A 25,627-nucleotide genomic window follows, 5' to 3' on the forward strand; every position below is an offset into this window, starting at 1 on the left:
CAACACGCTCTACAACGCCTAATTTAAAGGCTAAGGTGTAATCTCGTTGTGTGCGCTTACGGCTTGAGTTAATTGATGTTGTCATAAAGAAGTCCTCTTTATGTCAACGTATTTCAGGACGGGACATCAGATGTAAAAAAGCCCCGACTAATGTCGAGGCTTATTTACTATTCATAAAGAATAATGGTACCCGAGGCCAGACTTGAACTGGCACGCTGTTACCAGCGAGGGATTTTAAATCCCTTGTGTCTACCGATTCCACCACTCGGGCAAACTCTGTATATCGCAAGCTTTGCTGTTGATATTTAACTCTTTGCTTCGATTTTATACTTAAGTTTTAAAATACTTAAGCTTCGAAGTTTAACGCTTCAGCTCGCTTTGAGCTGTCACCATCATAATAATGGTACCCGAGGCCAGACTTGAACTGGCACGCTGTTACCAGCGAGGGATTTTAAATCCCTTGTGTCTACCGATTCCACCACTCGGGCAAACTCTTTATATTAACAACGGGAATCGTGTCATTAATACCTTAATATGGAGGCGCGACCCGGAGTCGAACCGAGATCGACGGATTTGCAATCCGCAGCATAGCCATTCTGCCATCGCGCCATTTTTCCAACCTATTAAGATTGGAGCGACATATCGGGTTCGAACCGATGACCTATACCTTGGCAAGGTATCGCTCTACCAACTGAGCTAATGTCGCCTTCAACTGATATAATGTTATATCACGCAGAGTTAAGATTTTGTTTTCACTTCGTCTCTCGTCTACGGGGTGGCATTCTACCGATTTGCGATGCTGTGTCAACCGCTGTTTTATCGATAACTTACTGCTTGCGCACTAAATAATCTCTTTGATTTTTTATTGTGCTATTCCGCCGTCAGATCTTTCCAAGCAGCTAAAATGTAACTCATCATTGACCAGAAGGTTAATACCGCAGCGATATATAAGAGCACAAATGCGGCTTGGATCATCAGCGGATTGTATTGCCAAATCAGGCCAATAATCGCCACCATCTGCGCCGCAGTCTTATATTTACCGATCCAAGATACGGCAACCGTACCGCGCTTACCTAATTCGGCCATCCACTCACGCAGGGCTGAAATGACAATTTCGCGACCAATCATAAAGAGGGCGGGAAGAGTAAGCCAAACATTGGCATATTGGTCCACTAATAAAACAAGCGCGGTGATCACCATCAATTTATCGGCAACGGGATCGAGGAATGCGCCAAAACGGGTCAGTTGCTTCAGTTTACGGGCCGCATAACCGTCTAATGCATCCGTTAACGCCGCCAGCCAAAACACAAATGCGGCAACAAAAGGTGTCCAACTATAGGGTAAATAAAACAGCACCACGAAAATGGGCAGTAAAAAAAGCCTGAAAAGAGTTAATGCTATGGGTAAGTTAAACGGCATGATCAAACCAGTTAGTCAAAAGCAGCGCCAATCTTGCCTTAATTTTATCACCCTCGCAATGCATCATGAATGGTTTGTGCCATTTCTATGCTGATCCCTGGTACTTTGACTAATTCCGCCACACTTGCCCCTTTCACTTCCTGCAAACCACCTAAATGCTGTAACAAAGCTTTACGGCGTTTAGGACCAATACCAGGAATCGATTCCAGTGTTGATGTATTGCGGGTTTTCTGGCGGCGGTTTCTATGCCCTGTGATGGCAAATCGATGTGATTCATCGCGAATATGCTGGATAAGGTGCAACGCTGGCGAATCGCCCTCGAGGGAGAAGCTGGTTTCTGTATCCCCTAAAATTAAGGTTTCGAGCCCAGGTTTACGCCCTTCGCCCTTTGCAACCCCAACCAACTGTGGCGCTTTATCTAAATGGATAAACTTTTCGTCAACGACCTTCTGGGCAATACGCAACTGCCCGAGTCCACCATCGATAAACAAAATGTCAGGGATTTTACCGCCCGCCTCAATCTTATCGAAACGACGACTAATGGCTTGTTTCATCGCGGCATAATCATCACCCGGAGTGATACCCTCGATATTAAAGCGCCGATACTCACCTTTATGTGGCCCTTCTCGATTGAACACTACGCAGGAGGCAACAGTACTTTCCCCCATGGTATGGCTGATATCAAAACATTCCATCCGTTGGATAGGCGCGTTCAATTCTAAAATTTCTTCTAATAATACAAAGCGCTGCTCGACCGTATTCTTATGAGATAAACGCGTGGTAACGGCATTGCTCGCATTGGTCACAGCCAGACGTAGGAAGCTGGCCCTATCGGCGCGCACATTGGTCTTGATTGCAAATTTTTTATCCAGTGCCGTAGAGACTGCCGCTTCCAGCTCGTGCAACTCTTCAAAGTTGTGGCTGATGACGACTTCCTTTGGAATTGTACGCTGTATATCTGCATTTAAGTAAAACTGCAGAATAAAGGATCGCAGCACTTCATCCATATCCGTTTCGGCTGGCACAGAAGGATAATAACTGCGACTACCAAAGATTTTACCCTCGCGGATAAATAACAAATGGAAACAGGCGATACCCGACGCATAGTGCACGCCAATCACGTCCATATCGCCTTTATTGTTCGATACTTCCTGCTGCTCGGCGACCTTACGCAGCGCCATAATTTGATCGCGAAAGCGTGCCGCCTGCTCATATTCCTGCTGCTCGGCCGCTTGTTCCATCTTAACCACTAAGGCGCTGATCACTTGCTGATCTTTGCCCTTTAAAAACAGGCTGGCGAGTTTTACTTGCTCATCGTAGTCGGCATTGCTGACTTTACCCACACAGGGCGCGCTGCAGCGAGAAAGCTGATACTGCAAACAGGGTCGTGAGCGGGATTTGTAATAAAGGTCGTCGCATTGGCGAATGGGGAAGAGTTTCTGCATTAAATGCAGGCTTTCACGTACCGCGCCGCCATTGGGGTAAGGGCCAAAATAATGGCCTTTTTCCCGCTGCGGGCCGCGGTGATAGGCAAGCCTTGGGTGTTCGTGTTGACTCAATAAAATGTAGGGATAAGATTTATCATCACGCAACAACACATTGTATTTAGGCATGTATTGCTTGATGTAATCATTTTCAAGCAGCAGCGCATCGGTTTCACTGTGGGTCAGTGTCACATCAATATGGTGAATATGTGAGACTAAGGCTTGGGTCTTAATATTGCCTAAATTTTTACGAAAATACGATGAAAGCCGTTTTTTAAGGTCCTTGGCTTTCCCCACATAAATGACGTCACCTTTGACGTCATACATGCGATAAACCCCGGCGGAAGATGAAACCGTGCGTAGAAAACTTTGGGCGTTAAACACACTCGACATTATTCACACCCACGTCTTTCAATAGGCAGACAAGATATCAACATCAAAAACGAACATACCCTAGGATTAGAAATGACCCGCATCCAACATTTTGTAGCGAATAGCTAAACGTGTCAGCTCAACATCACCACTGATCCCAAGCTTAGCAAATAAACGGTAACGATAGCTGTTAACCGTTTTAGGGCTTAGGTTGAGCTGCTCAGAAATATCATTCACTTTCTCACCATTAGTGATCATCAGCATGATCTGCAGCTCACGCTCAGATAAGGCCTTAAATGGGTTGTCATCGGCGGGATTAAACTGGCTCAGCGCCATTTGCTGGGCAATTTCAGGGGATAAATAACGTTGCCCGCGGGAAACCTGACGTATGGCTTGCAATACCTCAGGCGGTGTTGCTCCCTTGGTTAAATAACCCGAAGCTCCCGCCTGCATCACCTTGCTTGGGAAAGGATCTTCGGTGTGCACAGTTAACACTATAATTCTTGCATGGGGTTGATAACGTAAAATTTTACGCGTGGCTTCGAGCCCCCCCATTCCGGGCATATTCATGTCCATCAAGATCACATCGGCTTCGTTTTGACGAGCCCACTGCACCGCAGTCTCGCCATCCGGGGCCTCCCCCACTACTTTGAGCCCACGCTCATCTTCCAAGATACGGCGGATCCCAGTTCGCACAAGCTCATGATCGTCAACTAAATATATCGATATCAACTTAACCCACCTTTTATCTTTCCCGTCCGAGCCGCACACTATAAAAGCAATACAGCAAACGGATTACGAGTTTATAGGGCTAATTTAGCCCAACAACCCCGTTTCGCAAAGCATAAAATGAATATTGTTAACTAGATGATATTTAAAGGAACGATTACAGAATGCCTCCCCAATAAAAAGCGTTTAAAAAGGCAGCAATATACAGCATCCAATCCCACAATCGCGCCAATAACAAGGGTTTGGCATAACTCGTATGGTGCAGGCGCTGCGCTTCGAATGAGCACCCCAAGGGTTCAAACGGCTTGAATGCAAAAAGCCGCTAATTACTTAGCGGCTTTTTGACTTAATATGGCGGAGGAGCAGTGTTTCGAATGAGGAACCCGGGGTTCAAATTCCTTAAACAAAAAAGGCTATCATTGCTGATAGCCTTTTCCGTGAAATATGGCGGAGGAGCAGGGATTTGAACCCTGGGTGGGCTATAAACCCACGCCGGTTTTCAAGACCGGTGCATTAAACCACTCTGCCACCCCTCCGAACGCCGCAAATAATATAAGTATCGTTATGTATTGTAAACCTCAATTTTCGAATATCGAATCGAATGCTCATCTTATGTTCAGCACGGTGTTTTTTCGGGCGGAATTCAAACTAATTTTTCTCAATTAGAGGGCAAACGCGCGTAAAAACACCTATACAGTGAGAGACTTGTGGTTCGGGTATGGTAAAATCACGCTAACTTCTTACGGTAAATGCTTATATGAATTCACTCTTGATATCGACATCGTCACTCGCACCTGAATTTAGCCTCCCCACCCTATCTCAATCGGCTGTCAATTTAAGCGCCTTACTCTTAGGCCAAGAACGTGCCCTTGATGCCTTTAAGCTAAACAATGCCATCAAAGATCAACAACTTTATCTTGCCGATTTCCCAGGGATTGACCGTCATTTAATAATACAAGCCTTGATGGAAACCTTAGCGCCACAAGCGCCCGCTTATCTTGTGGCGACTAGGCCAATAGATAAGAGCATTAAGTTTCAATGGCAGAATGAACAACCACTAGGGGAGCAGGGCTGTATTGCAGAAAAAAGCACTCAGTATCGATACCTGAGTGGCAATATCCGTCGCGTGGATCTGCTTGGACGAATGGTACAATCGGGGAACTCTAGTCAATATCAAGCAGGAGCCTTGGCCCAATGCCATACCCTCTTTATCTGTGCCGAGTCCCTATGGAAGCGTGAGAGTTTATGGGATTTAGTCATGCAAATCCTCACGCAAAAAGAATATCAAATCAGCAGCACTTTAAGCCCTATTCCATTGAACTGTAAAATCGTACTCGTTGGCGCGGGGATGATATACAGCCAAGTACGTTCAGAGGATTGGCAATTTCAACGCCATTTCACTCTATTAGCGGAACTAGCAAGTGAAATGGATCTCACTCGTTATAAAGAATCCCAGTACGCCGCTTGGTTACAGGCTATCGCCCACAGTGTTGAGGTGAGTTTAGAGCAATCTAGTCTCGCGCCCCTGTTCCGTTACAGTGCGCGCCTGACGGAACATCAACATCGCTTAAGTTTGTCTATGCTCGAGTTTGCTCAATTGATGGCACAGGCTAAAGCCTACAGTGGTAAGCCTAGTATTAATGCCAGCAGCATTGAACATGCTCTTATCCAAGCGAATTACCGCCACAATAGCTCCGAAGAATTCTCGGGCCAAAGTTTCGATGATAATTTCATAAATCTGCCAACAACCGGTGCTATGGTAGGACAAATCAATGGATTAACGGTTATCGATGCCATTGATTACAGCTACGGTGAACCCGCCCGAATTACTGCATCTGTTCATTACGGTGATGGGGAAGTGGCAGATATTGAAAGAAAATCTGAACTTGGCGGCAATATTCACGCCAAAGGGATGATGATCCTATCGGCCTGTTTGTATCGTATCTTTGGCCGTGACGCGCCACTGCACCTCAATGCCAATATCGTTTTTGAACAGTCCTATCAGGAAATTGACGGTGACAGTGCATCACTCGCCGAATATTGTTGCCTTATGTCAGCCATTGCCGAACAGCCGATTATTCAGTCACTAGCGATAACAGGCGCACTCGATCAGTTTGGTAATGTGCAGGCTATCGGCGGTATTAATGAGAAGATTGAAGGATTCTTTAATTTATGTGAGCGCCGAGGTTTAACGGGTGAACAGGGCGTGATTATGCCCAAATCGAATGTGTTACAGCTTAACTTAGCCCCTAAAGTGATTACAGCTGTAGGCAAAGGGTTATTCCATATCTATGCTGTCGAACATATGGATCAAGCGGTTGAGCTATTAATGCAGATGCCCGCAGGCGTTGCCGATGAAGACAATGATTTCCCTCACGATTCTTTATATGGTTTAGTGCAGGAAAGACTCGATAAACTTGCAGGTAATGGTGAAGAGGAAATTGGCCTAATGGCGCGATTGCTCGCAAAATTAGGATTATTTCGTCGCTAATTAGCTGATCGGAGTTGTTTAGCTTACACGTGTTCGCTAATCTTGGCGACTCTTATTGCTGGAGTAGTAAAACAATGAATAAAGCAAACAGTTTCAATAAAGAAGAACTCATCGCCTGTGGCCATGGGACATTATTTGGTCCAAACTCCCCTCGCCTCCCCGTCGATAACATGCTGATGATCGATAGGATCGTCACCATTAACGATAATGGTGGTGAGTTTGGTAAAGGCGAAATTGTTGCTGAACTCGATATTAATCCAGAATTATGGTTCTTTGACTGCCATTTTATTAGCGATCCTGTGATGCCCGGCTGCTTAGGCTTAGATGCCATGTGGCAACTGGTCGGTTTTTATTTAGGTTGGGAAGGCGCAGAAGGTAAAGGTCGTGCCCTTGGCGTGGGTGAGGTCAAGTTTACCGGCCAAGTATTACCAGGGGCGAAAAAAGTCACTTACAAGCTCAATATCAAGCGTACTATCCACCGTAAACTGGTGATGGGTATTGCCGATGCCACCCTCGAAGTCGATGGTCGTCAAATCTACAGTGCAACCGATCTTAAAGTCGGCGTATTTAGCGATACTTCCACGTTCTAATTACCTCGAACTCTTAACACAAAATTGCCCTCATCTGAGGGCAATTGTGCTGCATTACTCTGTGTATTCCGGGTTATTTAACTTGTTGAGCAAAGGCTCATCATTTGTTAAATAACCCATTAACTCGGCCATCCACACCTTCACGCCAACCGCCCAACCACTGCGATCGCGAATCAAGATTTGCATAAGGACAGAGCTCCTTCGAGCGCCCACCTACACCAGCTTGGAATCCTTTGGAAAAAGCTCTATCTAAACGATCTCGTTTTTGTCTTTTCATGCAAGCGTCCTCTGTTCTACATAAAATAGAAGCAAAAGCTTCACCCATAGGAATAGTGCTTTTTTACCCTAAGATCAATCAAAAAAATCGCTCATTATATCGACTATTTATTAAACTATTGAGATCTTAGTTAAAAAAAATCGAGGCATTTTTGCCTCGATTTTTGAGTCTGAATTCAATCTTAAAAACTAGCCTTTGCGACGACGGAACCAAATCAGTGGTAAGGCAAGTAACCAAGCCAAAGACGCGGCGCCCTTACGCTCATAGTTACCCGTCTCTGTACTATCGTTTACGGTACAAGCCTCTCCATTGGTAGTTGGCTTCAGCACAACCATACGTGGAATATAAGCTGTCACAGGGTCGCCATTACCGCTCAATTCAAATAGGGGTAAGCCATTTTCACCAACAACCACATTTCCCTTATCATCAAACTGGTATGACGGCTTACGAATAAAAGCGGTTCCGACAATAGTGCCATCTTCATTAATACTCGATGCCTCTACGACCAAGATATCGCTCTTATAGGTCAAAACCTTACCTGAACCGTCTTGCACTTCAACTGGATGACGAGTCCAATTACCATCACTACCTTTCTCATAACCTTTCGATTCGCAGGTGAGTAAAGTATTTAAATTGCTAAATTCGCCCGTAGATTTCTCATAGAGAAAGCCTGCCTTAGGGCGAGGCTTTTCTTTATCATAGGTCGTTTCAATATAACCAACGACTTGGCCTTTATTATTGATATCCCTAGGCTTACTCGAAAGGTCCGTTAGTTTTGTTGCAAAATCATTCGGAGTGACATAGCCAACATCAGGGGTATTTATATCAAAATAAAAGAATTTATCGCGTAAATATCCTTGGATATAACTGCGATAGCTACCTACCACAATACCATTGTCGTTAATATCATAGGCAATCGAATTCGAGATAGAATCACCCATTTTAATCCAGTGGTATTGATAGTTACCGTCGGCATCTTTAGACCAATAGGCGGCGTCCTGGCGCAGTTTATCGGTATTGTTGTTGCGGTAAACATGCGAGCGCCCAACGACAACACCATTATCATTCACTCCTAGGGCTTGGGCGGTGAAAGTTAACGTACTACCGCTTGCAGGCGTGAGCCCTAAAGGTAACGTCGTGCCAGTGGCGACACCGTTATCGATTTGCCATACATAGGCGCGGGTCTGATATTGGATATTACGTGTGCCGCTTTTATTTGGATATTGCTCACGCTGCACACACACATCTAACGGCAAGGTATTATCCGAACTGAGGCAATAAGTAACACGATCGCCACCATATTTGCTGATATCGGTGCTCGCATAACCCACAACAAGATTATTGTTGTTAACGGCCGAAGCAGCAGACCAACCGCCTAATTCAACAGTTTTATCGTCTTTCACATATTGAGTATAAGGTGGTGGTAATGGAATTTCAGAGTCACCCGTTTTCACCACACCACGGAATTCAAAGTCACGGTAATACCAATAATCATCTGTAACCTCTGTGGTTGCAGTATTTTCAGTTTTCTTTTCCGGAGAAGTCATACTTCCGACTTTGACCCCCGCATCATTGATACCATAGTAAAAACTATCGACTGAGTTTATCACTGTGGTATCACTGGGGGGGGTTGTTCCACTGATACTGTCAAAAGTCGGTAACCATGCACCCTCAGCGCCATTTTGGGCGGCAATAAAAGCAAAGTTATTGGCAATAATTGGCTCTGTAATAGAATAAGTGATGCTTTCTTCAGGTGCGATACCATCTTCAACATCAATCACGCCATCTTCGACATCAGAGGTGCTAAGCTTTTTCTTACCCTTTGATATGCCGACTAACTCATCATTTGCATTGACGCCTAAAGCATAACCGTTACGCGTTCCTTCGAGCGTGCCTTTCAGGTCATAATTGTCAATATTAACAATTTCATAGACTGGTGCGGCATGGGCACTATTCAATACGCCAAGGACACCTAAGGCAACCAAGGACAGGGCGTTATCCAACTTTAACTTCATTAATTCTATTCCCATTTTTATTATTGGTTTACTTCAGTGACTCAAGCTCTTCCCATCGCTCGAAGCAAACTTCCAATTGCTTTTCTTTATCCGCCAACTGGCTTAATACCAGATTGACTTTATCTTGCGCCTGACTGTAAAAATCGGGATTGCCGATAGTGGTTTGCAGTGCAAGTATATCTTCCTCTAACTGTTCCATCACATTGGGCAACGATTCTAATTCACGTTGTAACTTGTAAGACAGTTTTTTCACTGCTTTAACAGGTTCGGCCGTCTTGACTTCCACCGCTTTAGCGGGTGTCGCTGGAGCTTCGACCGTCTTTAATGAACTAGGTTCCTCTGAATAAAACTTTGCTCCCTGATCGACCGCATCCTGGTAGCCACCCACATATTCACTCCAGTGGCCGTTACCGGCATACCACCAGCTACTTGTGACAGTGTTATCGATAAACGCCCTATCATGGCTGACCAATAACAATGTGCCCTGATATTCGGTTAGCAGCGACTCTAGCAATTCTAGGGTCTCGATATCAAGATCGTTTGTCGGTTCGTCGAGAATGATAAGGTTTGCAGGGCGGATCAATAATTTAGCCAGCAATAAACGGTTTTTCTCACCACCGGAAAGGGCTTTTACCGGCGTTCTCGCTCGCATAGGCGAGAATAAAAAATCCTGTAAATAGCTTAAGATATGGCGATCTTGGCCATTGATCGTAATGGTTTTTTTACCTTCGCCGACGTTATCTTCAACGGTTTGCTCAGGATCTAAAGCTTCACGGTATTGGTCAAAGTAGGCAATTTCTAACTTAGTGCCGACTTTAACTTCGCCAGACTGGGGTTGTAGCTTTTCAATCAACAACTTAATCAGTGTTGATTTACCACAACCGTTTGGACCAATTAGGGCGATACGGTCACCACGGATCACCGTAGTATTAAAGTTCTTAACCAGATTTTTATCGGGTAAATTATAATTTAAGTCTTTAACATCAAATACTAACTTACCAGAACGCTCGGTATCAGCCACCGCCATTTTGGCGTTACCCTGACGATTTAAACGCTCGCTGCGTTCTTGACGCAATGCCTTGAGTGCACGCACTCGACCCTCATTTCGAGTACGTCTGGCCTTCACCCCTTGACGGATCCACACTTCCTCATCGGCTAGGCGTTTGTCAAATAATGCATTTTTATCCGCTTCGACCCGTAGCCATTCCTGCTTACCATCAAGGTAAGCTTGATAATTACCCGGCCACGAGGTAACAACACCGCGGTCTAAGTCCACGATTCGAGTCGCCATACGGGCAATAAAACCCCTGTCATGGCTAATAAAAACGATGGCACCTTGATAATCGAGTAGAAATTTTTCTAACCACTCAATGGTATCAATGTCTAAGTGGTTAGTGGGTTCATCGAGCAGCAATAGATCAGGCTCACTCACCAGTGCGCGGGCCAATGCCACCTTACGTTGCCAACCACCGGATAGTTCACTTAAGGATTTATCTGGATCTAAGCCTAACAGTTCGCAATTTTGTTGGATGCGCGAATCTAATTGCCAGCCATTGTAATGGTCTAAGGTTTCCTGCAGGCTCTGCATTTCATTGAGCATGCGATCCATCATTTCAGGGGAGGCATGGGCGACATCGTGTGACAACTGGTGATAACGCTCAAGCGCCTCGCCCACTTCCTTAAGGCCGGCGGCAATATAGGCATAAACAGTCCCTTGCTCGGCTTTAGGCGGATCTTGCTGTAAACGGCTAACAGTCACATTACCATCAATGTTAAATTCACCTTCATCCAGCAGCACCTCACGGTCTAAAATCTTCAATAAGCTCGACTTGCCAGCACCATTGCGCCCAACAATACACACTCGCTCACCGCGTTCAATTGTAAAATCCGCATTCTGCAGTAGCGGCGTGTAACCATAGGCTAAAGAGCCATTATTGATACGAACCAGACTCAAACTAAGCTCCTAAAAAATCTTGTAATTGTGTTGCGTTAAATGGCCAAAATAGGCAGCGTCCATCCCATGCTTTCACTACTGGGATCGACACACCATAACGCTCCGCTAATGTTTCATCATCGCAAATATCGATAGCTTGAAATGCAATCCCCGCCTTGGCGAGCAGTTCGGCGGCTAATTCACACAGATGGCATCCTTCTGTGTGGTATAGCACATAAACCTGCTGCGGTTCAGACATAGGGTCTAGTGACAATTCAGGCATGGGTAATTAACCAAGTATTGTGGATATGGGGATTACGCTTGTAGTCCATCGGCAAGGTGATGTCATCGATGTTTTTCACTGTGATATTCATCTTAGTGAGTGTTTCTATGTCCATCTTAAACTTACGTTTATTGTTGGAGAACACTAACTCCCCCGTTGGGCTTAAGAGTTTCACCAAGGCGCCGAGTAAATTGACATGATCCCGTTGCACATCGAAGGAATCTTCCATTCTTTTTGAGTTAGAAAAGGTCGGAGGATCGATAAAAATCAAATCATACTGCACTTTTTTATCGAGAGTACAATCGCGGATCCACTGTAAGCAATCCGCTTGCACAAATTCATATTGCTTACCTTGTAATCCATTAAGTGCAAAGTTTTCCTTTGCCCATGCAATATAAGTATTTGACATATCGACCGTGGTGACAGACTTTGCCCCACCGAGCGCCGCATGCACCGACGCAGAACCCGTATAGGAAAATAGGTTCAACACCCTGCGACCCTTTGCTTTTTGACCAACGAGACGACGAGTCAATCTATGGTCAAGGAATAAACCCGTATCTAAATAACCCGTTAAGTTCAACTTAAACTTAGCGCCATACTCAGTGGTGATAAGTTCTAATTTACGCTCATCGAGCTTTTGATATTGATTAGTGCCCTTCTGACGCTCACGGGTTTTCATGATGATTTTGTTAGGATTAATCCCAATCGCTGCGGGTAACGCCAACAGCACATCACTTAAACGACGCTTGGTCACAGCCTCAGGAATGGTCGCTGGCGCCATATATTCCTGCACAATCACATAGTCTAAATATTTATCGACTGCGACGTTATATTCAGGAATATCGGCATCATAAATACGATAACTATCAATGCCTTCTTTGTTCGCCCACTTCTCTAACTGCTTCGCATTTTTCTTGATGCGGTTCGCAAAGGCGGGCGCGATATCGGCAATATCGACCCCTTCAGGCAACACCGGCGCATCACGACGTGTACTGGTTGCATGCAAGGTATAAATGTTAAAGGCACACTCGAGGGCACCGTTAAACATCTTCATTTGTTTATCGGCTTTCAACTTAAGCGACGAGACTAGCTCGATATCACTACAGAGCATGGCAACTTTCCAACCGCCGAATTCTTTTTTAAATTTATCGCCAAGTTGGTAATAAAGTTGCAAAAGTTCAGAGACATTACCTAAACGCTCGCCATAGGGCGGGTTGGTGATGAGATAGCCTTCTGCCGCAGGCGGCTCAATATTAAGGGCATTAGCGACCTTAAACTCAATCAGCTCCAGCACGCCGGCATTTTCGGCATTGCGTTTAGCCAGTGCAACGAGGCGCGAATCAATATCCGAACCATAAAATTTAATCTCGCAGCGCTTAACCCCTAAGGAAGCGCGGGCCTTGGCTTCGGCAACAATCTCTTGCCACAGGGTTTTATCGTGGCGACGCCAATGTTCAAATCCAAAACGACTGCGCTGCAACCCAGGAGCAATATCCGCCGCCATCAATGCCGCTTCAATCAACACTGTACCACTACCGCAAAAGGGATCGAGTAAGGTAGTAGGCGCAGCCTGCCAGCCACTTCGCACTAACATATTCGCGGCAAGGTTTTCTTTTAAAGGCGCTTCACCTGTGGTGGAACGGTAGCCCCGTTGGTGCAGCGATGGGCCGGAAAAATTCATCGCAATGGTAATCACACCATTACGGAAATGCGCATCGACTTTAAAATCCGCATCGGTGCGAGAGACATTAGGGCGCTCATCGCCATCGTCACGGAACCTATCGACTATCGCATCTTTAATTTTCAGTGCGCCAAACTGAGTATTGTTGATAAAGCCGCCCGTACCATGAAAATCGATACTAAAAGTGCTTTTATTAGAAAAATGTGCAGGCCAATCAATACAATAAGCGGCATTATACAGTTGCTCTGCCGACTCACAGCTGCCTTTATAGATAACCAATACAATCCGGCTGGCTAAACGAGTCCATAAAGTAATGCGGTACGCTAAGGCTAAAGGCGCGGTGAAATACACACCGGCAACACTTTCTTTAATCTCAGTCGCACCAAATTCAGTCAGTTCTTGGGCTAAGCTATATTCAAAGCCCTTAGGGGCAGCGGCAAAAAAATTAAGCATGGGATAATCAGTACGCAGTCAAAATCAAAGCGACATTATACCTGCTCGAATAGATAAAAGATAAACAGTTATTAGCCAAAGCCAGAATTTGTCAGTCGATTTCGTGCCTGCTCACTGAACAAAACACTAGGCTGGCCCTAAGATCGCCTAAAACCCCGGCACTACGCTTTATATTTGAGCATTCACCCTACTTTTTAAGATTCGTCCTTGCATTGCCCTCTCGCTGCCGTTATAGTCTGCCCCGCTTTGAAGACGGACGCGGGATGGAGCAGCATGGTAGCTCGTCGGGCTCATAACCCGAAGGTCGTTGGTTCAAATCCAGCTCCCGCAACCAATTTAAAGCATAGTTTACAGATAGATATCGGACGCGGGATGGAGCAGCATGGTAGCTCGTCGGGCTCATAACCCGAAGGTCGTTGGTTCAAATCCAGCTCCCGCAACCAATCTGATATATAGGTTTATAAATAGAAACAGCTTGTCTGGCTCAACTCTTTATAAACAACAGGCGAAGGTCGTTGGTTCAAATCCAGCTCCCGCAACCAATCTGATATGTAGGTTTATAAATAGAAACCGCTCGCCGGGCTCAACTCTTTATAAACAACGGGCGAAGGTCGTTATTCAACCCCTACTCTCGTAATTAATTTAGTGTAAAAATAGTACGGCAATACAGATAGATATCGGACGCGGGATGGAGCAGCATGGTAGCTCGTCGGGCTCATAACCCGAAGGTCGTTGGTTCAAATCCAGCTCCCGCAACCAATCTCTTGATAAAGAGAACATAACCAGCATAGGCTGGTTTTTTTGTAGCTAAAATTTGCAATACCGCTGACTCTCCTCAAGTAGACCAAATGGCTCCCATAAATCCGTTTATTTCAAAAGCGCCAGTAAGCCTGCGAACAGTCTACAAATAGCCACTCAGGTGTTTGCCGCCCCATAAGCATTTCTGCTATGATCCAGCGCTGACTAATCATAATTCCACAAAATTTAAGATAATCAGATTTAAACCCTTTTTATCTTGCGATATCAGATCCATCGCCTGCAGGTACAAGTATGATTAACCACTTTAGTGTGCTCGGCATCAAACCCAGCGCCAAAGAAGACGACATTAAAAAAGCCTATCGACGACTCTCAAATAAATACCATCCAGATAAGTTGTTAGGTGCCTCTGAAGAGGAAAAGGAACAAGCATCACAGCAACTCGAACGCGTTAAAAAAGCCTATGAAGTGCTATCAGACCCCAAGCTTAGAAATGCGTTTATCAAAGATTTCAATAACGTGATAGTGACAGATCCCGCTGGTGCCATGCGCGAGCTATGGGATCAATTTTACCCTTGAACGTTTAATGTAGAGTAATGCCACATGGCCAAAAAACTGAATATCTCACGCATTAATGAGCTAAAAAATAATGCCTACGACAATATCGAGTCCTATGATGACCCCGATACTCCCAAGGCATTAGAACAATTTACGAGTCAAATCAGAAAGGTATTACAAGCCGATCCAAAAATGTTGGATTCAGTGCCTGAATATCTCCCCGTTGCGCTCTACGGTCGAGTAAAGTTTCCTGCCGATGCCAAGTTGAAATGGGCCCATTGGATCAATACGGCCACCCAACCCGAATGGGATGAGTTTAAGGTCACCATTGGCTTTAATAATGCCGATCTGCCATTAGTATTGGCCGTACGAGCCTATTCAGAAGATTTGCTTATTGAAAGCTGCGCTGTTTTGTATTTACTTGAAACTCAAGGTAAAGCAGCACCTGCACCTAAGCATAGTGAAGACGATGAAGATGATGACAACGACTATGTCGGTCATTCCGATGACGACGATGAAGGTGAAGAGGAAGATGGCTACTACGATCACTATGATGATGAGGACCGCTAATGAACACTAGTCTCATTGAGATAACCGTTGCCGAAATAAAAGAACTGGCAGACGTAGAGCCCAAACAAGCGAGCAAACGTTTCGAACTCATCGCCACCACTATGAGTGATGAGCAATTGGTTGAAGTCATTGAACAGATGGATATAGTCACGCTGACTCAAATTAATAGTCACCATGATATATCCTGCCCTTCAATCATGTCTGAACTGATGACCCCAGAGCAAATCCGCGACATAGTGTGTCAGCAACCTTTGTACTGGGAAGAAAAAATTAAAAACAACGCTGAAGAACTCATACAGCATACCTTTGATTTTTTAACCTATTTAATCCGCATTCAAGATAGCGAAGAAAAACAAACCGCCATTTTAGAATGCATTGCCGACGATCCTGCAGGCCTCTTCTACCTGTCTATCCCCTTTATCGAAATGATGTTGGGCGAACAACACCAAGACGATGATGGCTTTACCGATCTCTATGATGACGAAGAAGACACCGACACCGTCGGCTACGATAGTCGCTCTAAGAGTGAAGAAGCCCACAGTTTGAGCATAGATGATCCCCGCAGTCTGATGGCGCTTATCCACGAGCTGGCACCCGATGTCGAAAAAGCCATCAAAAATCTGCTGCGCAACGAAAGCTCAGGCTGGGAAATCATCATTAGCAAGTTCGTCAATGAACTCGTGATCCAAGCCAAAGAGAAAAACCAAGTGGCGGATGAGTACGCTGAAGTAGATGATATGTTTAGCTTTTTGGATTAAGGAATCTTTTGATGCAACTGGTACTGCGTGATGTAGATCAGGGACCATACCTGAGTAAGGTATTGATCCAAGGCCAAGCAGACGAATCGCTGAGCGGTGAACAGCTGTCACAAATCAAATCCAAAGCCATTTTGATGAGTCTCAAACTGGCCGACAAGTTCTATAACAAGTATAAAATGCACTTGCTAGAACAAGCGGCCCACGATGTGATTGGTGTCGTAAGTCTAGGTTTAATGGAACTTTCCCATCAAGATCAACAACAAGCTATACGTCTACTGACAACGGCCGACGGTGTTGTTAAATGCTTCCAAAAGGGATGGAGTATGCTGAGCACGGTGAGCAAGCATAAGCTCGCCAACGGAAAGTCGCTCTATGGAGATGTTGACAAATTCCTCCTTGAGCAAGTCTCTAGCCCTCCAGATGCAGAAGAATGGCAGGGGTTTCATGCCTACCAAGAGGCATTAGTCGAATACCAGCATCAACAGTCGATCGCCGCCTTAATGGCGCAGTTTTATGTGCAAACTCAGTACGATCCCTTGGACTTTCTTAACCTTGAAAGCGTATTAGCCGAAGCAGTGTTATACAGAATGTTGTTTGATAATGCGAAAGTCAGGCAGGATTTGAAAAAGCGAATAGCCAAAGTAACACTGTTAGATGAATGGTTTACCCTTGAGCATATTGAGCTTCAAACCCAAAAGGCGCTAGCTGAGCTACCCGCAGAATTAGCTGAAACCATCAGCAAAGATCTCGGTAAAAACTTTACCCCTGCCCTACTTCGCACCCTAAACTTTGCGAAAAGCTACCGCGAGCTCTTACTCGATGGCGCTTCCCCAGAACGTCTAGAGCGATTCGAGCACAAGGAAGGTCTTGTCGGCCTCCTAGGCTGGCCGCTGTATATCGTGTTTTAATCTTGGCGGTTTTTAACTTGGAGTACAGGGCTCGATAAACCCAGTACTCCTTTTATCGCCAATGCGTTATTTAAGCGTCACTTTTATTTTGAATAATTCAACAGGTATTTAGAAAACCGGCATGTACCTAGAAAAGCGAAAAGAACTTGAAATATCAGAAGGATTTTTCAAGTAGATCAACAACGTTAAGCTTCCTTGCGCCCCCCATTGCCGCGATTTGAGCCAATAGCAACTCTGCGCAGGCCAATGCATCTGTCAGCGCACTGTGGGCAGAGTATACAGGTAAGCCATAGCGTTCACGGCAGGCCCCAAGGCGCAAGCTACCTTCTTTGATGACAGAATGCTCCCGCAGCAAACGCAACCTTTCAACCAAAAGGGTATCAATTGTCGGTAACATCACAGGCTGATGATAAATAGCGAGCATATCCTGTTGTAGAAAGCGGCAATCTAAAGGTGCATGGTGTGCAACGAGAACCCTGCCACGGGTGCGGCTAAGAAACCACGCCATGGCTTCTTCAATACTGACAGCTTGGACTAAATGATTATCGAGAATGCCATGAATAGTGGCACTCTGACCGACACTGCCACGAATTTGCACCAATTTCTGCTCCGCACCCGCCAGTGGAATAGCCCCATGTTCAATAGGCACAAGACCAATACTCAAAATTTGATCGCGCACGGGATCGAGCCCCGTCATCTCCAAATCCATTGCCATCAGTGGCGCTTCGGACAAGGGCATATCCAGTAAGGGCATTAAGGATTGGTAATAATCTTTAAATAGCCGATGCTGACTGCGTAGGATGCGCCATTTGAGCTTGGCCTTTACCCTCAAACTGCCCATTTAAAAGCTCCGCATAAACTTCATTTTCATCCCTGACTGAGCATCGTGCACCACCTTAAAGGCATCCCTTAATTGGTGACGCACTAATGAAGACAAATGCGCGGGTAATAAATAATTGCTCAGGGGCTGCCCCTGGGTATGTTGGTAACCTTGATTAGCTAAACGCATATGAGCGATAAACTCATGGGCATCGGCCAAATTCAGTGCATCCTTGCGATTCAGAATATTCGCCTCCATTAAGGCACGAATGCGTTTAGCCGTATTCACTTCTTTAATGCCTGCGGATAACGCATAGACACGGGCAATATCATTGATTAAAGCATTACCTTTATGTTTTAAATCAATACCTTTAACTTCGCTCCCATCACGCTCGAGCACAAACTTGCGAAAGAAGCCTAGGGGCGGAGACTCAATCAGTGAGTTACCCGCCATCCCCGCCAGAAATATATCGTTATCGCGGGTTTGGGCTAACACTTTATCCTGCAGGGCATCGAATAGGGTTTGCGGACCGTACACTGAGCGCATATCGAAAAAGATACTGGCGTGCATCAGCGCCTTGGGTTCTGGGGTGATCACCCATTTTTCAAAGACCTGCTGCCATTGTTGCAGTGACATTCGCCACTGTGGATTTTGCGCCATAATATTACCGGGGCAAAAAACATAGCCACATTGATCAAGCCCGGCACACACGGCATGGGTGAGTGCATCGAAATATCCCTTAGCGTAATCATCCATTTCTTCAGCGACTAACAGACCGTTATCTTGATCGGAACATGCCGCTTGATCCTGTCTGCCCTGAGAGCCAAAGGCTAACCAACAAAATGCCATCGGGGGCTCACCCAGCAATTGCTGATTGAGTACAATTAAGCGCCGTGTCAGGGCATCGGTAACCGAAGTTAACACCCGGCCAATTTCTTCGGCTCGTGCATCGGCGCTGATTAAATTTTGCAATAACAAGGGGATTTGCTTGCTCACATTGATGAGGCTTGGCAGATCCAGTTGACGTTCTATTTCACCAATCAACAGCAAAGGTTGTGAGCCCTGACCACGTAAAATATCTGTGCTCGTGACCATGCCAATGGCTTTCCCCTCATCAATAATGGGTAAATGGTGAATGTTATGCTCACTCATTAGCAGCATTGCTTCAAAAATCAATGCATTAGATGAAATAGAAATGGGTGATACTGTCATAGCTTGATGAACGGCTAAATGGCCATCGAGTCCAGCGGCCAACACACGATTACGCAAATCCTTATCGGTTAAAATACCAACTAACTTGTGATTATCTATGACTAAAAGCGAGGATACGCGGGCATTACGCATCAACAGCGCGGCTTGGGTCACACTGGCATGGGCATCGATCATAATGGGGTCGGGTGACATTAAGGTACTGATACGGCTTGTGGTCGTCAGATCTTTCGCCTTAAAACGCGCCTCATGGCGCAAACGCTTTGCAAAGGCACGGGTAAAAAACTTATCAAAATTGCGGTTGTCGCCCCTCAATTGATCAAACAAAGTCTGGGGCAAATGGTAAACCAAACCATCCTCTAGGATAGCGACTTTATTGACGACTTTCTCACCCGATAACAGGGTTGAAAAACCAAAGAATTCGCCCTCACCGACCCTATCCACCAGCACCCCTTCGGGATCGCGCACCTCAAAGGCACCGCTGCGAACTATGTATAATTTAGGCGCATTAGCATCAAAGGTGACATAACGAGAAGCTTTACTGTAATACCCAACGGTGACCGCCTTAGCACAACGTAAAACAGTTTCATCGGCTAATGTTTCAAAGGGAACAATGGATTTTAAAAATTGCACAACGGGCTGCAATTCGCTGGCATTCATTGGCAACACCTTATTTTTAGGTGGGTTTATCTTCACTATAACCTGCAATAATCCTACACCATATTCGACTAAAGTCAGTGAACCAATAAAGACAAAAAGAGCGCCTAAGCGCTCTTTTCAACTCGATGATAATACAGACTAACTAGTGACCGCTTGCTTCGCCAGAGCCTTTAGGGAAACGGATAGACTCAACCATTTCCTGTACATGTTGTGGTGTAGCAGAGGTCACTTTACTCACTAGCGCAGCAACTGCAAAGTTAACCACCATACCCACCATACCAATACCCTCTGGTGAAATACCGAGGAACCAGTTTGCAGGCACGTTAGCCGTTGGATCAACAAACTTAAAGTAGATGATATAACCAGAGGTGAACAGTAATCCCGTTAACATACCGGCAATCGCACCTTCTTTGTTCATGGTTTTAGAGAAGATACCCATGATAATTGCAGGGAACAGTGACGATGCCGCAAGGCCGAAGGCAAAGGCCACTACCGCCGCCACAAAGCCTGGAGGATTCACCCCAAAGTAACCCGCAATCACAATCCCGATTCCGGCCGCAAGCCTTGCAAACATCAGTTCCTTCTTGTCAGAGATATCTGGCATTAGGTTCTTTTTAAGCAGATCGTGTGAAACCGAGGTTGAAATCACCAACAATAAGCCCGCAGAAGTCGATAGAGCTGCAGCTAAACCACCAGCGGCGACCAAAGCAATCACCCAAGCTGGCAGATTAGCGATTTCAGGCGTTGCTAATACGATGATATCGTTATCGATTTTCATTTCGTTAGGGCTAGCCGCATCTTCCATTTTGCCTTTAGCATAATAGATTTTGCCGTCGCCGTTTTTATCATCCCACTTGATAAGACCAGTTTTTTCCCAGTTTTTGATCCAATCGGGTGCAGTCTCATAGGCTACGCCTTTTTGATCTGGACCGTTGATGGTTTCGATCATGTTTACGCGAGAGAATGCCGCTAACGCAGGTACAGTAGTATACATAATCGCGATAAATACTAATGACCAACCCGCAGTTATACGCGCATCTTTTACCTTAGGTACAGTGAAGAAACGCACGATAACATGGGGTAAACCTGCAGTACCGACCATTAAGGCGCCAGTAATACAGAACACGTCGATCATGCTCTTAGAGCCATCGGTATAGGGTGCGAATCCCAGTTCAGTCGACAGATTGTTAAGCTTTTCTAATAGATATACCCCAGTATTATTACCCGCAGCATCGATAAGCTCGGCACCGAAACCAATTTGAGGAATAATATGACCCGTCATCATCACAGACAGGAAGATAGCCGGCACCATAAAGGCGAAAATCAACACGCAGTATTGGGCAACCTGAGTGTAGGTAATTCCTTTCATGCCGCCTAATACAGCGTAGAAGAACACCACAGCCATACCAATATACACACCGGTATCGACTTCAACTTCTAAGAAGCGAGAGAACACCACCCCCACACCGCGCATTTGCCCTGCGATGTAAGTAAAGCAAATGAAGATGGCACAAATCACCGCAACGGTTCGCGCCGCCTGCGAGTAATAACGCTCACCCACAAAATCAGGCACAGTAAACTTACCAAACTTTCGTAAATATGGCGCCATACACAGGGCTAATAGAACATAACCGCCAGTCCAGCCCATCAAGTACACACTGCCGTCGTACCCAACGAAAGACACAATACCCGCCAGAGAAATAAATGACGCCGCCGACATCCAGTCCGCCGCCGTCGCCATACCGTTAACCACAGGATGCACACCGCCACCAGCAACATAAAACTCTTTGGTAGAGCCTGCCCGTGACCAAATTGCAATCCCGATATAGAGCGCAAACGACAGCCCTACGATAAGATACGTTAATCCTTGAACACCCATTTCAATTCTCCTTAGTCTTCTTGTACGTTATATTTTTTATCTAAGGCGTTGGCTTTTGCCGCATAGACAAAAATAAGCACAACGAATACATACATAGATCCCTGTTGTGCAAACCAGAAGCCTAATTTAAATCCCATGAAATGGATTTCATTGAGTACATCAACCAATAGAATGCCGCATCCAAATGACACTGCGGCCCAAATAGCTAATAAGCCAAGAACGAGACGTAAATTCTTGCGCCAATAGCCTTTTGCTTTATCGTTGTTTTCAAAACCCATAGCGACTCCCCTGTGCTGTTTTATTATTAAGTCATGTTTAATCTAGCAACAGCTGAGGTGACCACAATCAAGACCTTAGTCTAATTTGTGAATAGACTCACAATTAAATAATAAAAATAATGATTAAAATCAATGGTTTAACAATAAAATTACACTTTAAGGATGGTGGTGATTTTTTCGCAGGTTAGACCAATGTCGTACAGATAATACCAATCGTATTAAATATCTGTTCATTCAGCGGGAGTTCAACGCACTTTAGACAAGGCGAAGGCTTGAAGGCCTAGTGGTGCTCTGTCGAAAGCCTTAAACGCAGTATAAAGCGCGTTGAAACCCGCCCTTCGGGAGCCACACAGGCACCCCACTCCCGTATTGCATTGACTTAAAAGGGAATGACAATTTCTGCGTCAATGCGCCTTGGATTGAGATGCCTGTGTGGCTCTGAACTGATTAGATATTTAATGTGATTGGTATAAGAACCGCATTTATCAAGAGCAGCCTAATTAATGAACATAAAACAAAAAATAACCCAGCATCCGCTGGGTTAGTCATCAAAAACAGGGGCAGAATGAGTTTATAAACAAAATCAATCTGGCGTTCAGGCTTATTTAGCAGCCAAAAACTTCACTAATTGTGCGAGTTCTTCCGGGCTATGGGCAGTGGACGTTAACATATAACGTCCGTTGACCAGCAATGCTGGCACCCCTTTAAGGCCTGCTAATTCTGCTTGGGAGTCATAGTTCATCATAGTAAATTTAGCATCGACAGAATTCATTGCCGCATCCACATCATCGGCTTTGGCCCCCTGTGCCACGAAAAAGGCTTTAACCTGCTCGGGTCGAGTAAAGGGCTCTCCTTTCTCGTGGATTTGTTTAAAAATAGTCTCATGCACTTGCTGGGTCATTTTCAGCTTTTGCGCCACATAATAGGCAAGTTGACTCAATTCCCAAGCGGGGCGTCCAGCACCAACAGGGGTGCGCTCAAAGGCCACCTCTTTACCGAGTAAGGCGATCGTCGATACCATTAGCGGTTCTTGTTTGTAGCAATGTGGGCAGTTATAGGAGAAAAACTCCCGTAACACAGGCTGTTGCGTTTCGGCTATTCCCGCCACTGTGATGTAATCTTTACCTTCTTCAAAGTTTGCCGCCTGTAGCGCAAAACTGGCACTCAGCATTAGCCCACACACTAAGGCGACTACTGGGCGAACAACATTAAATACACTCATTATACTGTCTCTTTTCGTTGAATTTGTTGTATATAGGGATTGTACTTGGTCAAACAAGGACTAAAGATAACCTAAAAATTCAGTCTATATCTTTAACTTTTGTTCACCCACATGCCGCGAGCATAGCAAGTGGTGACGCATATTGATAACTGAAACCTAAATCGGCCACAATCGCCTCGCCGACGATCACCTTACTAGGCATTGTCAGTTGATTAAACATCGGGGACACTAGACCCAAGGACTGGGCGGCAGCCTGATAAAATTCAGCCTTAGTGGGATGTAAAGGTGCGCAAAGATTATAGATAGGAGCGATAGTTTTACCCTGACAACTCGCCGCTAAAATGCTGCTCACGGCCCGCACACAATCGCTTAAATGGACTAAATTGACCGCCACATTAGCCCCTGGCACATCGGTTTTGCCCGCCAGAAAACGCCCAGGATGACGTTTAGGCCCGACTAGCCCTGCAAAGCGCAGGATACAGCTATTTTTTTGGGCACCAAACAAGGCTTCAGCATCTAACAAGGTTTGGCTATCTAAGGTTTCAGCAACAGCATCGGCCTCCGTCATCAGCTTATCTTGGCTTGGGTACACACCCGTAGTGCTGATAAACACGATACTTTGATATTGCCAACCTTGGGTTAATGCGATGAGTTGTTGTAATTCTTGAAGATAAGCCCCGTTGCCACGCTTTAATCTGGGCGGAATATTGACCACAAGAAAATCGGTTTGCAATACTCTTTGTAATGCTTGCGCATCGGGCTTAACCTCGGCGTCTGCACCTAACTGCAATTGAAAGGCTTCAATACCAGCATCCGTGAGTAAAGCAAGTTCATCGATACTGCGCTTACAACCTGACAGCCGATACCCTTCTTCAACCAATTGCTTTGCCAAGGCAAAACCAAACCAACCACAGCCTACAACAGCGACGCTTGTGGATTTAGCGCCCGGTTGTTGTTCCATATTTGCCATAACCATTCCAAGGAAGTCAAAATCAGCGGATAGAATACGGAACTTAACTCATAAGATTCAAGCTTGCAGCGAGCTAAAATAAAAACTAATGCCCTTATCCACCTGTAAAGTGCGGATCGCTCCCTCGGTCAACTCCTCCGCCTTAATAGCCTTTTGTACCGTCACGCCTTCATCACTTAAAAAACGCAGCGACGCTTCACTGCCATCTTCCTTACAGGCCCACACTTGGGGTTGACTCACATCCTTAGTAGTCATAATAACCTTCGCCACACTGTCGTCCGATAATTTGACGATAGTCCCGGGGGGATAAATCCCCAGGATCTTGACCAATACGGCGATTAAAGATTCTGCATGCTTACTCGCCCGATTCTTAAACAAATACCCTAATGCCACTTGAGGAGATGAGGTTTGCTGACCACTCAATTGCTGATCATAATCATTTGCTAAGCTCACTATTTGAGTAGTGATGGGAATTTTATGGCCAGTTAAACCATCGGGGAATCCAGAACCATCAATAAACTCATGATGATGCAAAACGATATGTAACACTTCCTTTGGGAATAATCCGCTACGATTGAGCATGTCATAGCCAAAGTTGGGGTGCATCTGCAGATAGTTGGATTCATGGGCAGTCAAAGCCCCCCGCTTTCGGCGAATAATGTCGGGGACTTTAAGCTTACCAATATCGTGAAATAAACTCCCAAGGGCAATATCCCGCAGCTCCCTCGGGGTGAGATCCAATGCATGACCTATCATCATCGCCAGCACGGCCACAGAAACCCCGTGTTGCGTCACACTGACCTCCTTTTCATCCATCCCCACTAAGGTAAGAAAGGGTTTTTCCACATCCTGCAGATGACTCAAAAGATCTTCGACAAGTGCGGCCGATAGGCGATAAGCGCCCTCGGGATCACTGACAATTTTACTAAACACATTGCGGCAATTATTCACGCCTTCTAAAAAACGCTTCTGGCTTAAACGCATTGCCCTACGGGTATCGGCCTTAAGATCCCGCTCGGGGGGAGCCTCTGCAACCTCTTCAATATCTTCAACTTCATCCAAGGTTTTAGCATCCCCGAGACTCTCGGAAATCAGGAACACATAGGGCACGCCTAAGCCACGGATCATTTCAATTTGAGCGGCACTGTTGATATCGACCCGGTTAAATAAAAAAGGATGATTCGTCCATGACAAAGGCAACTTGACTCTCATGCCAAGTTGAAGTTCGGATAATAATAGTTTGCGTTGTTCTGCTTTTGCCACGCAGTATGACTCCTTTCAAATGCACCGAAGAAAAATGGACTGGCAGTCC

22 protein-coding genes and 8 tRNA genes are annotated in these 25,627 nt (G+C 45.5%); 9 read left to right on the plus strand and 21 right to left on the minus strand.

Annotation, left to right across the window (positions count from 1 at the left end; all coding sequences use genetic code 11):
- From MJO46_RS03900 to MJO46_RS03940, 9 genes are all read right to left on the minus strand, one after another.
- The coding region (locus MJO46_RS03900; RefSeq protein ID WP_242325992.1) for a valyl-tRNA synthetase at positions 1 to 85 on the minus strand (85 nt) is incomplete at its 3' end.
- A gap of 99 nt (positions 86 to 184) precedes the next feature.
- Positions 185 to 271: transfer RNA gene (locus MJO46_RS03905), tRNA-Leu, on the minus strand.
- A 130-nt stretch (positions 272 to 401) separates the two neighbouring features.
- Positions 402 to 488, minus strand: a tRNA-Leu gene (locus MJO46_RS03910).
- Between the two features lie 47 nt (positions 489 to 535).
- Positions 536 to 609: transfer RNA gene (locus MJO46_RS03915), tRNA-Cys, on the minus strand.
- A 21-nt stretch (positions 610 to 630) separates the two neighbouring features.
- A tRNA-Gly gene (locus MJO46_RS03920) sits at positions 631 to 706 on the minus strand.
- A 164-nt stretch (positions 707 to 870) separates the two neighbouring features.
- A complete protein-coding gene (pgsA, locus tag MJO46_RS03925; RefSeq protein ID WP_198780299.1) occupies positions 871 to 1,419 on the minus strand; it encodes a CDP-diacylglycerol--glycerol-3-phosphate 3-phosphatidyltransferase in 549 nt (182 codons plus the stop codon).
- A gap of 47 nt (positions 1,420 to 1,466) precedes the next feature.
- Positions 1,467 to 3,296, minus strand: a complete 1,830-nt coding sequence (gene uvrC, locus MJO46_RS03930) for an excinuclease ABC subunit UvrC (RefSeq protein ID WP_253988206.1) — start codon at positions 3,294 to 3,296, stop codon at positions 1,467 to 1,469.
- Between the two features lie 66 nt (positions 3,297 to 3,362).
- The gene (gene uvrY / locus MJO46_RS03935; protein ID WP_253988207.1) at positions 3,363 to 4,007 is read right to left on the minus strand and encodes a UvrY/SirA/GacA family response regulator transcription factor; all 645 of its coding nucleotides are present in this window, start codon (positions 4,005 to 4,007) and stop codon (positions 3,363 to 3,365) included.
- 442 nt (positions 4,008 to 4,449) lie between these two features.
- A tRNA-Ser gene (locus MJO46_RS03940) sits at positions 4,450 to 4,540 on the minus strand.
- Positions 4,541 to 4,761: 221 nt separating this feature from the next.
- On the opposite strand from MJO46_RS03940, the gene MJO46_RS03945 reads away from it, so the two are divergent.
- Both MJO46_RS03945 and fabA read left to right on the plus strand, forming a co-directional pair.
- On the plus strand, positions 4,762 to 6,495 hold the full coding sequence (locus MJO46_RS03945) for an AAA family ATPase (protein WP_253988208.1): 1,734 nt from the start codon (positions 4,762 to 4,764) through the stop codon (positions 6,493 to 6,495).
- Positions 6,496 to 6,569: 74 nt separating this feature from the next.
- Positions 6,570 to 7,085, plus strand: coding sequence for a bifunctional 3-hydroxydecanoyl-ACP dehydratase/trans-2-decenoyl-ACP isomerase (fabA, locus tag MJO46_RS03950; RefSeq protein ID WP_253988209.1), 516 nt, complete (start codon positions 6,570 to 6,572; stop codon positions 7,083 to 7,085).
- A 100-nt stretch (positions 7,086 to 7,185) separates the two neighbouring features.
- Here the strand turns inward: fabA and rmf are convergent, their stop codons facing one another.
- The 5 genes from rmf to rlmKL form a co-directional block, all read right to left on the minus strand.
- Entirely contained in the window at positions 7,186 to 7,362 is a 177-nt protein-coding gene (rmf, locus tag MJO46_RS03955; protein WP_006082074.1) for a ribosome modulation factor, read from the minus strand.
- A 188-nt stretch (positions 7,363 to 7,550) separates the two neighbouring features.
- On the minus strand, positions 7,551 to 9,377 hold the full coding sequence (locus tag MJO46_RS03960) for a DUF3466 family protein (RefSeq protein WP_253988210.1): 1,827 nt from the start codon (positions 9,375 to 9,377) through the stop codon (positions 7,551 to 7,553).
- A 28-nt stretch (positions 9,378 to 9,405) separates the two neighbouring features.
- Positions 9,406 to 11,331, minus strand: a complete 1,926-nt coding sequence (locus tag MJO46_RS03965; RefSeq protein ID WP_253988211.1) for an ABC transporter ATP-binding protein — start codon at positions 11,329 to 11,331, stop codon at positions 9,406 to 9,408.
- Position 11,332: 1 nt separating this feature from the next.
- The gene (locus tag MJO46_RS03970) at positions 11,333 to 11,593 is read right to left on the minus strand and encodes a glutaredoxin family protein (RefSeq protein ID WP_253988212.1); all 261 of its coding nucleotides are present in this window, start codon (positions 11,591 to 11,593) and stop codon (positions 11,333 to 11,335) included.
- On the minus strand, positions 11,586 to 13,727 hold the full coding sequence (gene rlmKL, locus MJO46_RS03975; protein WP_253988213.1) for a bifunctional 23S rRNA (guanine(2069)-N(7))-methyltransferase RlmK/23S rRNA (guanine(2445)-N(2))-methyltransferase RlmL: 2,142 nt from the start codon (positions 13,725 to 13,727) through the stop codon (positions 11,586 to 11,588). Before rlmKL ends, MJO46_RS03970 begins: the two co-directional genes overlap by 8 nt.
- Positions 13,728 to 13,984: 257 nt before the next feature.
- Between rlmKL and MJO46_RS03980 the strand changes: the two genes are divergently transcribed.
- The 7 genes from MJO46_RS03980 to MJO46_RS04010 all read left to right on the plus strand — a co-directional run bounded on the left by MJO46_RS03980 (position 13,985) and on the right by MJO46_RS04010 (position 17,277).
- A tRNA-Met gene (locus tag MJO46_RS03980) sits at positions 13,985 to 14,061 on the plus strand.
- 32 nt (positions 14,062 to 14,093) lie between these two features.
- A tRNA-Met gene (locus MJO46_RS03985) sits at positions 14,094 to 14,170 on the plus strand.
- A gap of 239 nt (positions 14,171 to 14,409) precedes the next feature.
- Positions 14,410 to 14,486: transfer RNA gene (locus tag MJO46_RS03990), tRNA-Met, on the plus strand.
- Between the two features lie 291 nt (positions 14,487 to 14,777).
- Positions 14,778 to 15,062, plus strand: a complete 285-nt coding sequence (locus tag MJO46_RS03995) for a DnaJ family molecular chaperone (protein ID WP_007649137.1) — start codon at positions 14,778 to 14,780, stop codon at positions 15,060 to 15,062.
- Between the two features lie 24 nt (positions 15,063 to 15,086).
- Complete coding sequence (locus tag MJO46_RS04000; protein ID WP_253988214.1) at positions 15,087 to 15,611, plus strand: hypothetical protein; 525 nt, start codon at positions 15,087 to 15,089, stop codon at positions 15,609 to 15,611.
- The gene (locus tag MJO46_RS04005; RefSeq protein ID WP_198780310.1) at positions 15,611 to 16,369 is read left to right on the plus strand and encodes a hypothetical protein; all 759 of its coding nucleotides are present in this window, start codon (positions 15,611 to 15,613) and stop codon (positions 16,367 to 16,369) included. The genes MJO46_RS04000 and MJO46_RS04005 overlap by 1 nt, the downstream gene beginning before the upstream one ends.
- Positions 16,370 to 16,380: 11 nt before the next feature.
- Positions 16,381 to 17,277 (plus strand): hypothetical protein, encoded by an 897-nt coding sequence (locus MJO46_RS04010; RefSeq protein ID WP_253988215.1) that lies wholly within the window; start codon positions 16,381 to 16,383, stop codon positions 17,275 to 17,277.
- A 154-nt stretch (positions 17,278 to 17,431) separates the two neighbouring features.
- Here MJO46_RS04010 and MJO46_RS04015 read toward each other — a convergent pair whose 3' ends face one another.
- From MJO46_RS04015 to MJO46_RS04045, 7 genes are all read right to left on the minus strand, one after another.
- On the minus strand, positions 17,432 to 18,118 hold the full coding sequence (locus MJO46_RS04015) for an exonuclease domain-containing protein (RefSeq protein WP_253988216.1): 687 nt from the start codon (positions 18,116 to 18,118) through the stop codon (positions 17,432 to 17,434).
- A complete protein-coding gene (locus MJO46_RS04020; RefSeq protein WP_253988217.1) occupies positions 18,119 to 19,966 on the minus strand; it encodes a DUF294 nucleotidyltransferase-like domain-containing protein in 1,848 nt (615 codons plus the stop codon). It abuts the gene before it with no gap.
- Positions 19,967 to 20,108: 142 nt separating this feature from the next.
- The gene (locus MJO46_RS04025; protein ID WP_253988218.1) at positions 20,109 to 21,845 is read right to left on the minus strand and encodes a sodium:solute symporter family protein; all 1,737 of its coding nucleotides are present in this window, start codon (positions 21,843 to 21,845) and stop codon (positions 20,109 to 20,111) included.
- Between the two features lie 11 nt (positions 21,846 to 21,856).
- A complete protein-coding gene (locus tag MJO46_RS04030; RefSeq protein ID WP_253988219.1) occupies positions 21,857 to 22,123 on the minus strand; it encodes a DUF4212 domain-containing protein in 267 nt (88 codons plus the stop codon).
- 601 nt (positions 22,124 to 22,724) lie between these two features.
- On the minus strand, positions 22,725 to 23,345 hold the full coding sequence (locus MJO46_RS04035) for a thiol:disulfide interchange protein DsbA/DsbL (RefSeq protein ID WP_253988220.1): 621 nt from the start codon (positions 23,343 to 23,345) through the stop codon (positions 22,725 to 22,727).
- A 103-nt stretch (positions 23,346 to 23,448) separates the two neighbouring features.
- Entirely contained in the window at positions 23,449 to 24,315 is an 867-nt protein-coding gene (locus MJO46_RS04040) for an SDR family NAD(P)-dependent oxidoreductase (RefSeq protein WP_253988221.1), read from the minus strand.
- A gap of 57 nt (positions 24,316 to 24,372) precedes the next feature.
- On the minus strand, positions 24,373 to 25,578 hold the full coding sequence (locus MJO46_RS04045) for an HD-GYP domain-containing protein (RefSeq protein WP_253988222.1): 1,206 nt from the start codon (positions 25,576 to 25,578) through the stop codon (positions 24,373 to 24,375).
- Positions 25,579 to 25,627 lie beyond the last annotated feature (49 nt).

Origin of the sequence: Shewanella sp. KJ2020 (genome assembly GCF_024197625.1) — a bacterium.
GTDB lineage: Bacteria > Pseudomonadota > Gammaproteobacteria > Enterobacterales > Shewanellaceae > Shewanella.

Bases quoted from the DNA above. Each gene is read 5' to 3' on its own strand.
- pgsA (WP_198780299.1), bottom strand. From the start codon at position 1,419: ATGCCGTTTAACTTACCCATAGCATTAACTCTTTTCAGGCTTTTTTTA.
- uvrC (WP_253988206.1), bottom strand. From the start codon at position 3,296: ATGTCGAGTGTGTTTAACGCCCAAAGTTTTCTACGCACGGTTTCATCT.
- MJO46_RS03945 (WP_253988208.1), top strand. From the start codon at position 4,762: ATGAATTCACTCTTGATATCGACATCGTCACTCGCACCTGAATTTAGC.
- fabA (WP_253988209.1), top strand. From the start codon at position 6,570: ATGAATAAAGCAAACAGTTTCAATAAAGAAGAACTCATCGCCTGTGGC.
- rmf (WP_006082074.1), bottom strand. From the start codon at position 7,362: ATGAAAAGACAAAAACGAGATCGTTTAGATAGAGCTTTTTCCAAAGGA.
- MJO46_RS03960 (WP_253988210.1), bottom strand. From the start codon at position 9,377: ATGAAGTTAAAGTTGGATAACGCCCTGTCCTTGGTTGCCTTAGGTGTC.
- MJO46_RS03970 (WP_253988212.1), bottom strand. From the start codon at position 11,593: ATGCCTGAATTGTCACTAGACCCTATGTCTGAACCGCAGCAGGTTTAT.
- rlmKL (WP_253988213.1), bottom strand. From the start codon at position 13,727: ATGCTTAATTTTTTTGCCGCTGCCCCTAAGGGCTTTGAATATAGCTTA.
- MJO46_RS03995 (WP_007649137.1), top strand. From the start codon at position 14,778: ATGATTAACCACTTTAGTGTGCTCGGCATCAAACCCAGCGCCAAAGAA.
- MJO46_RS04000 (WP_253988214.1), top strand. From the start codon at position 15,087: ATGGCCAAAAAACTGAATATCTCACGCATTAATGAGCTAAAAAATAAT.
- MJO46_RS04005 (WP_198780310.1), top strand. From the start codon at position 15,611: ATGAACACTAGTCTCATTGAGATAACCGTTGCCGAAATAAAAGAACTG.
- MJO46_RS04010 (WP_253988215.1), top strand. From the start codon at position 16,381: ATGCAACTGGTACTGCGTGATGTAGATCAGGGACCATACCTGAGTAAG.
- MJO46_RS04015 (WP_253988216.1), bottom strand. From the start codon at position 18,118: ATGGGCAGTTTGAGGGTAAAGGCCAAGCTCAAATGGCGCATCCTACGC.
- MJO46_RS04020 (WP_253988217.1), bottom strand. From the start codon at position 19,966: ATGAATGCCAGCGAATTGCAGCCCGTTGTGCAATTTTTAAAATCCATT.
- MJO46_RS04025 (WP_253988218.1), bottom strand. From the start codon at position 21,845: ATGGGTGTTCAAGGATTAACGTATCTTATCGTAGGGCTGTCGTTTGCG.
- MJO46_RS04030 (WP_253988219.1), bottom strand. From the start codon at position 22,123: ATGGGTTTTGAAAACAACGATAAAGCAAAAGGCTATTGGCGCAAGAAT.
- MJO46_RS04035 (WP_253988220.1), bottom strand. From the start codon at position 23,345: ATGAGTGTATTTAATGTTGTTCGCCCAGTAGTCGCCTTAGTGTGTGGG.
- MJO46_RS04040 (WP_253988221.1), bottom strand. From the start codon at position 24,315: ATGGCAAATATGGAACAACAACCGGGCGCTAAATCCACAAGCGTCGCT.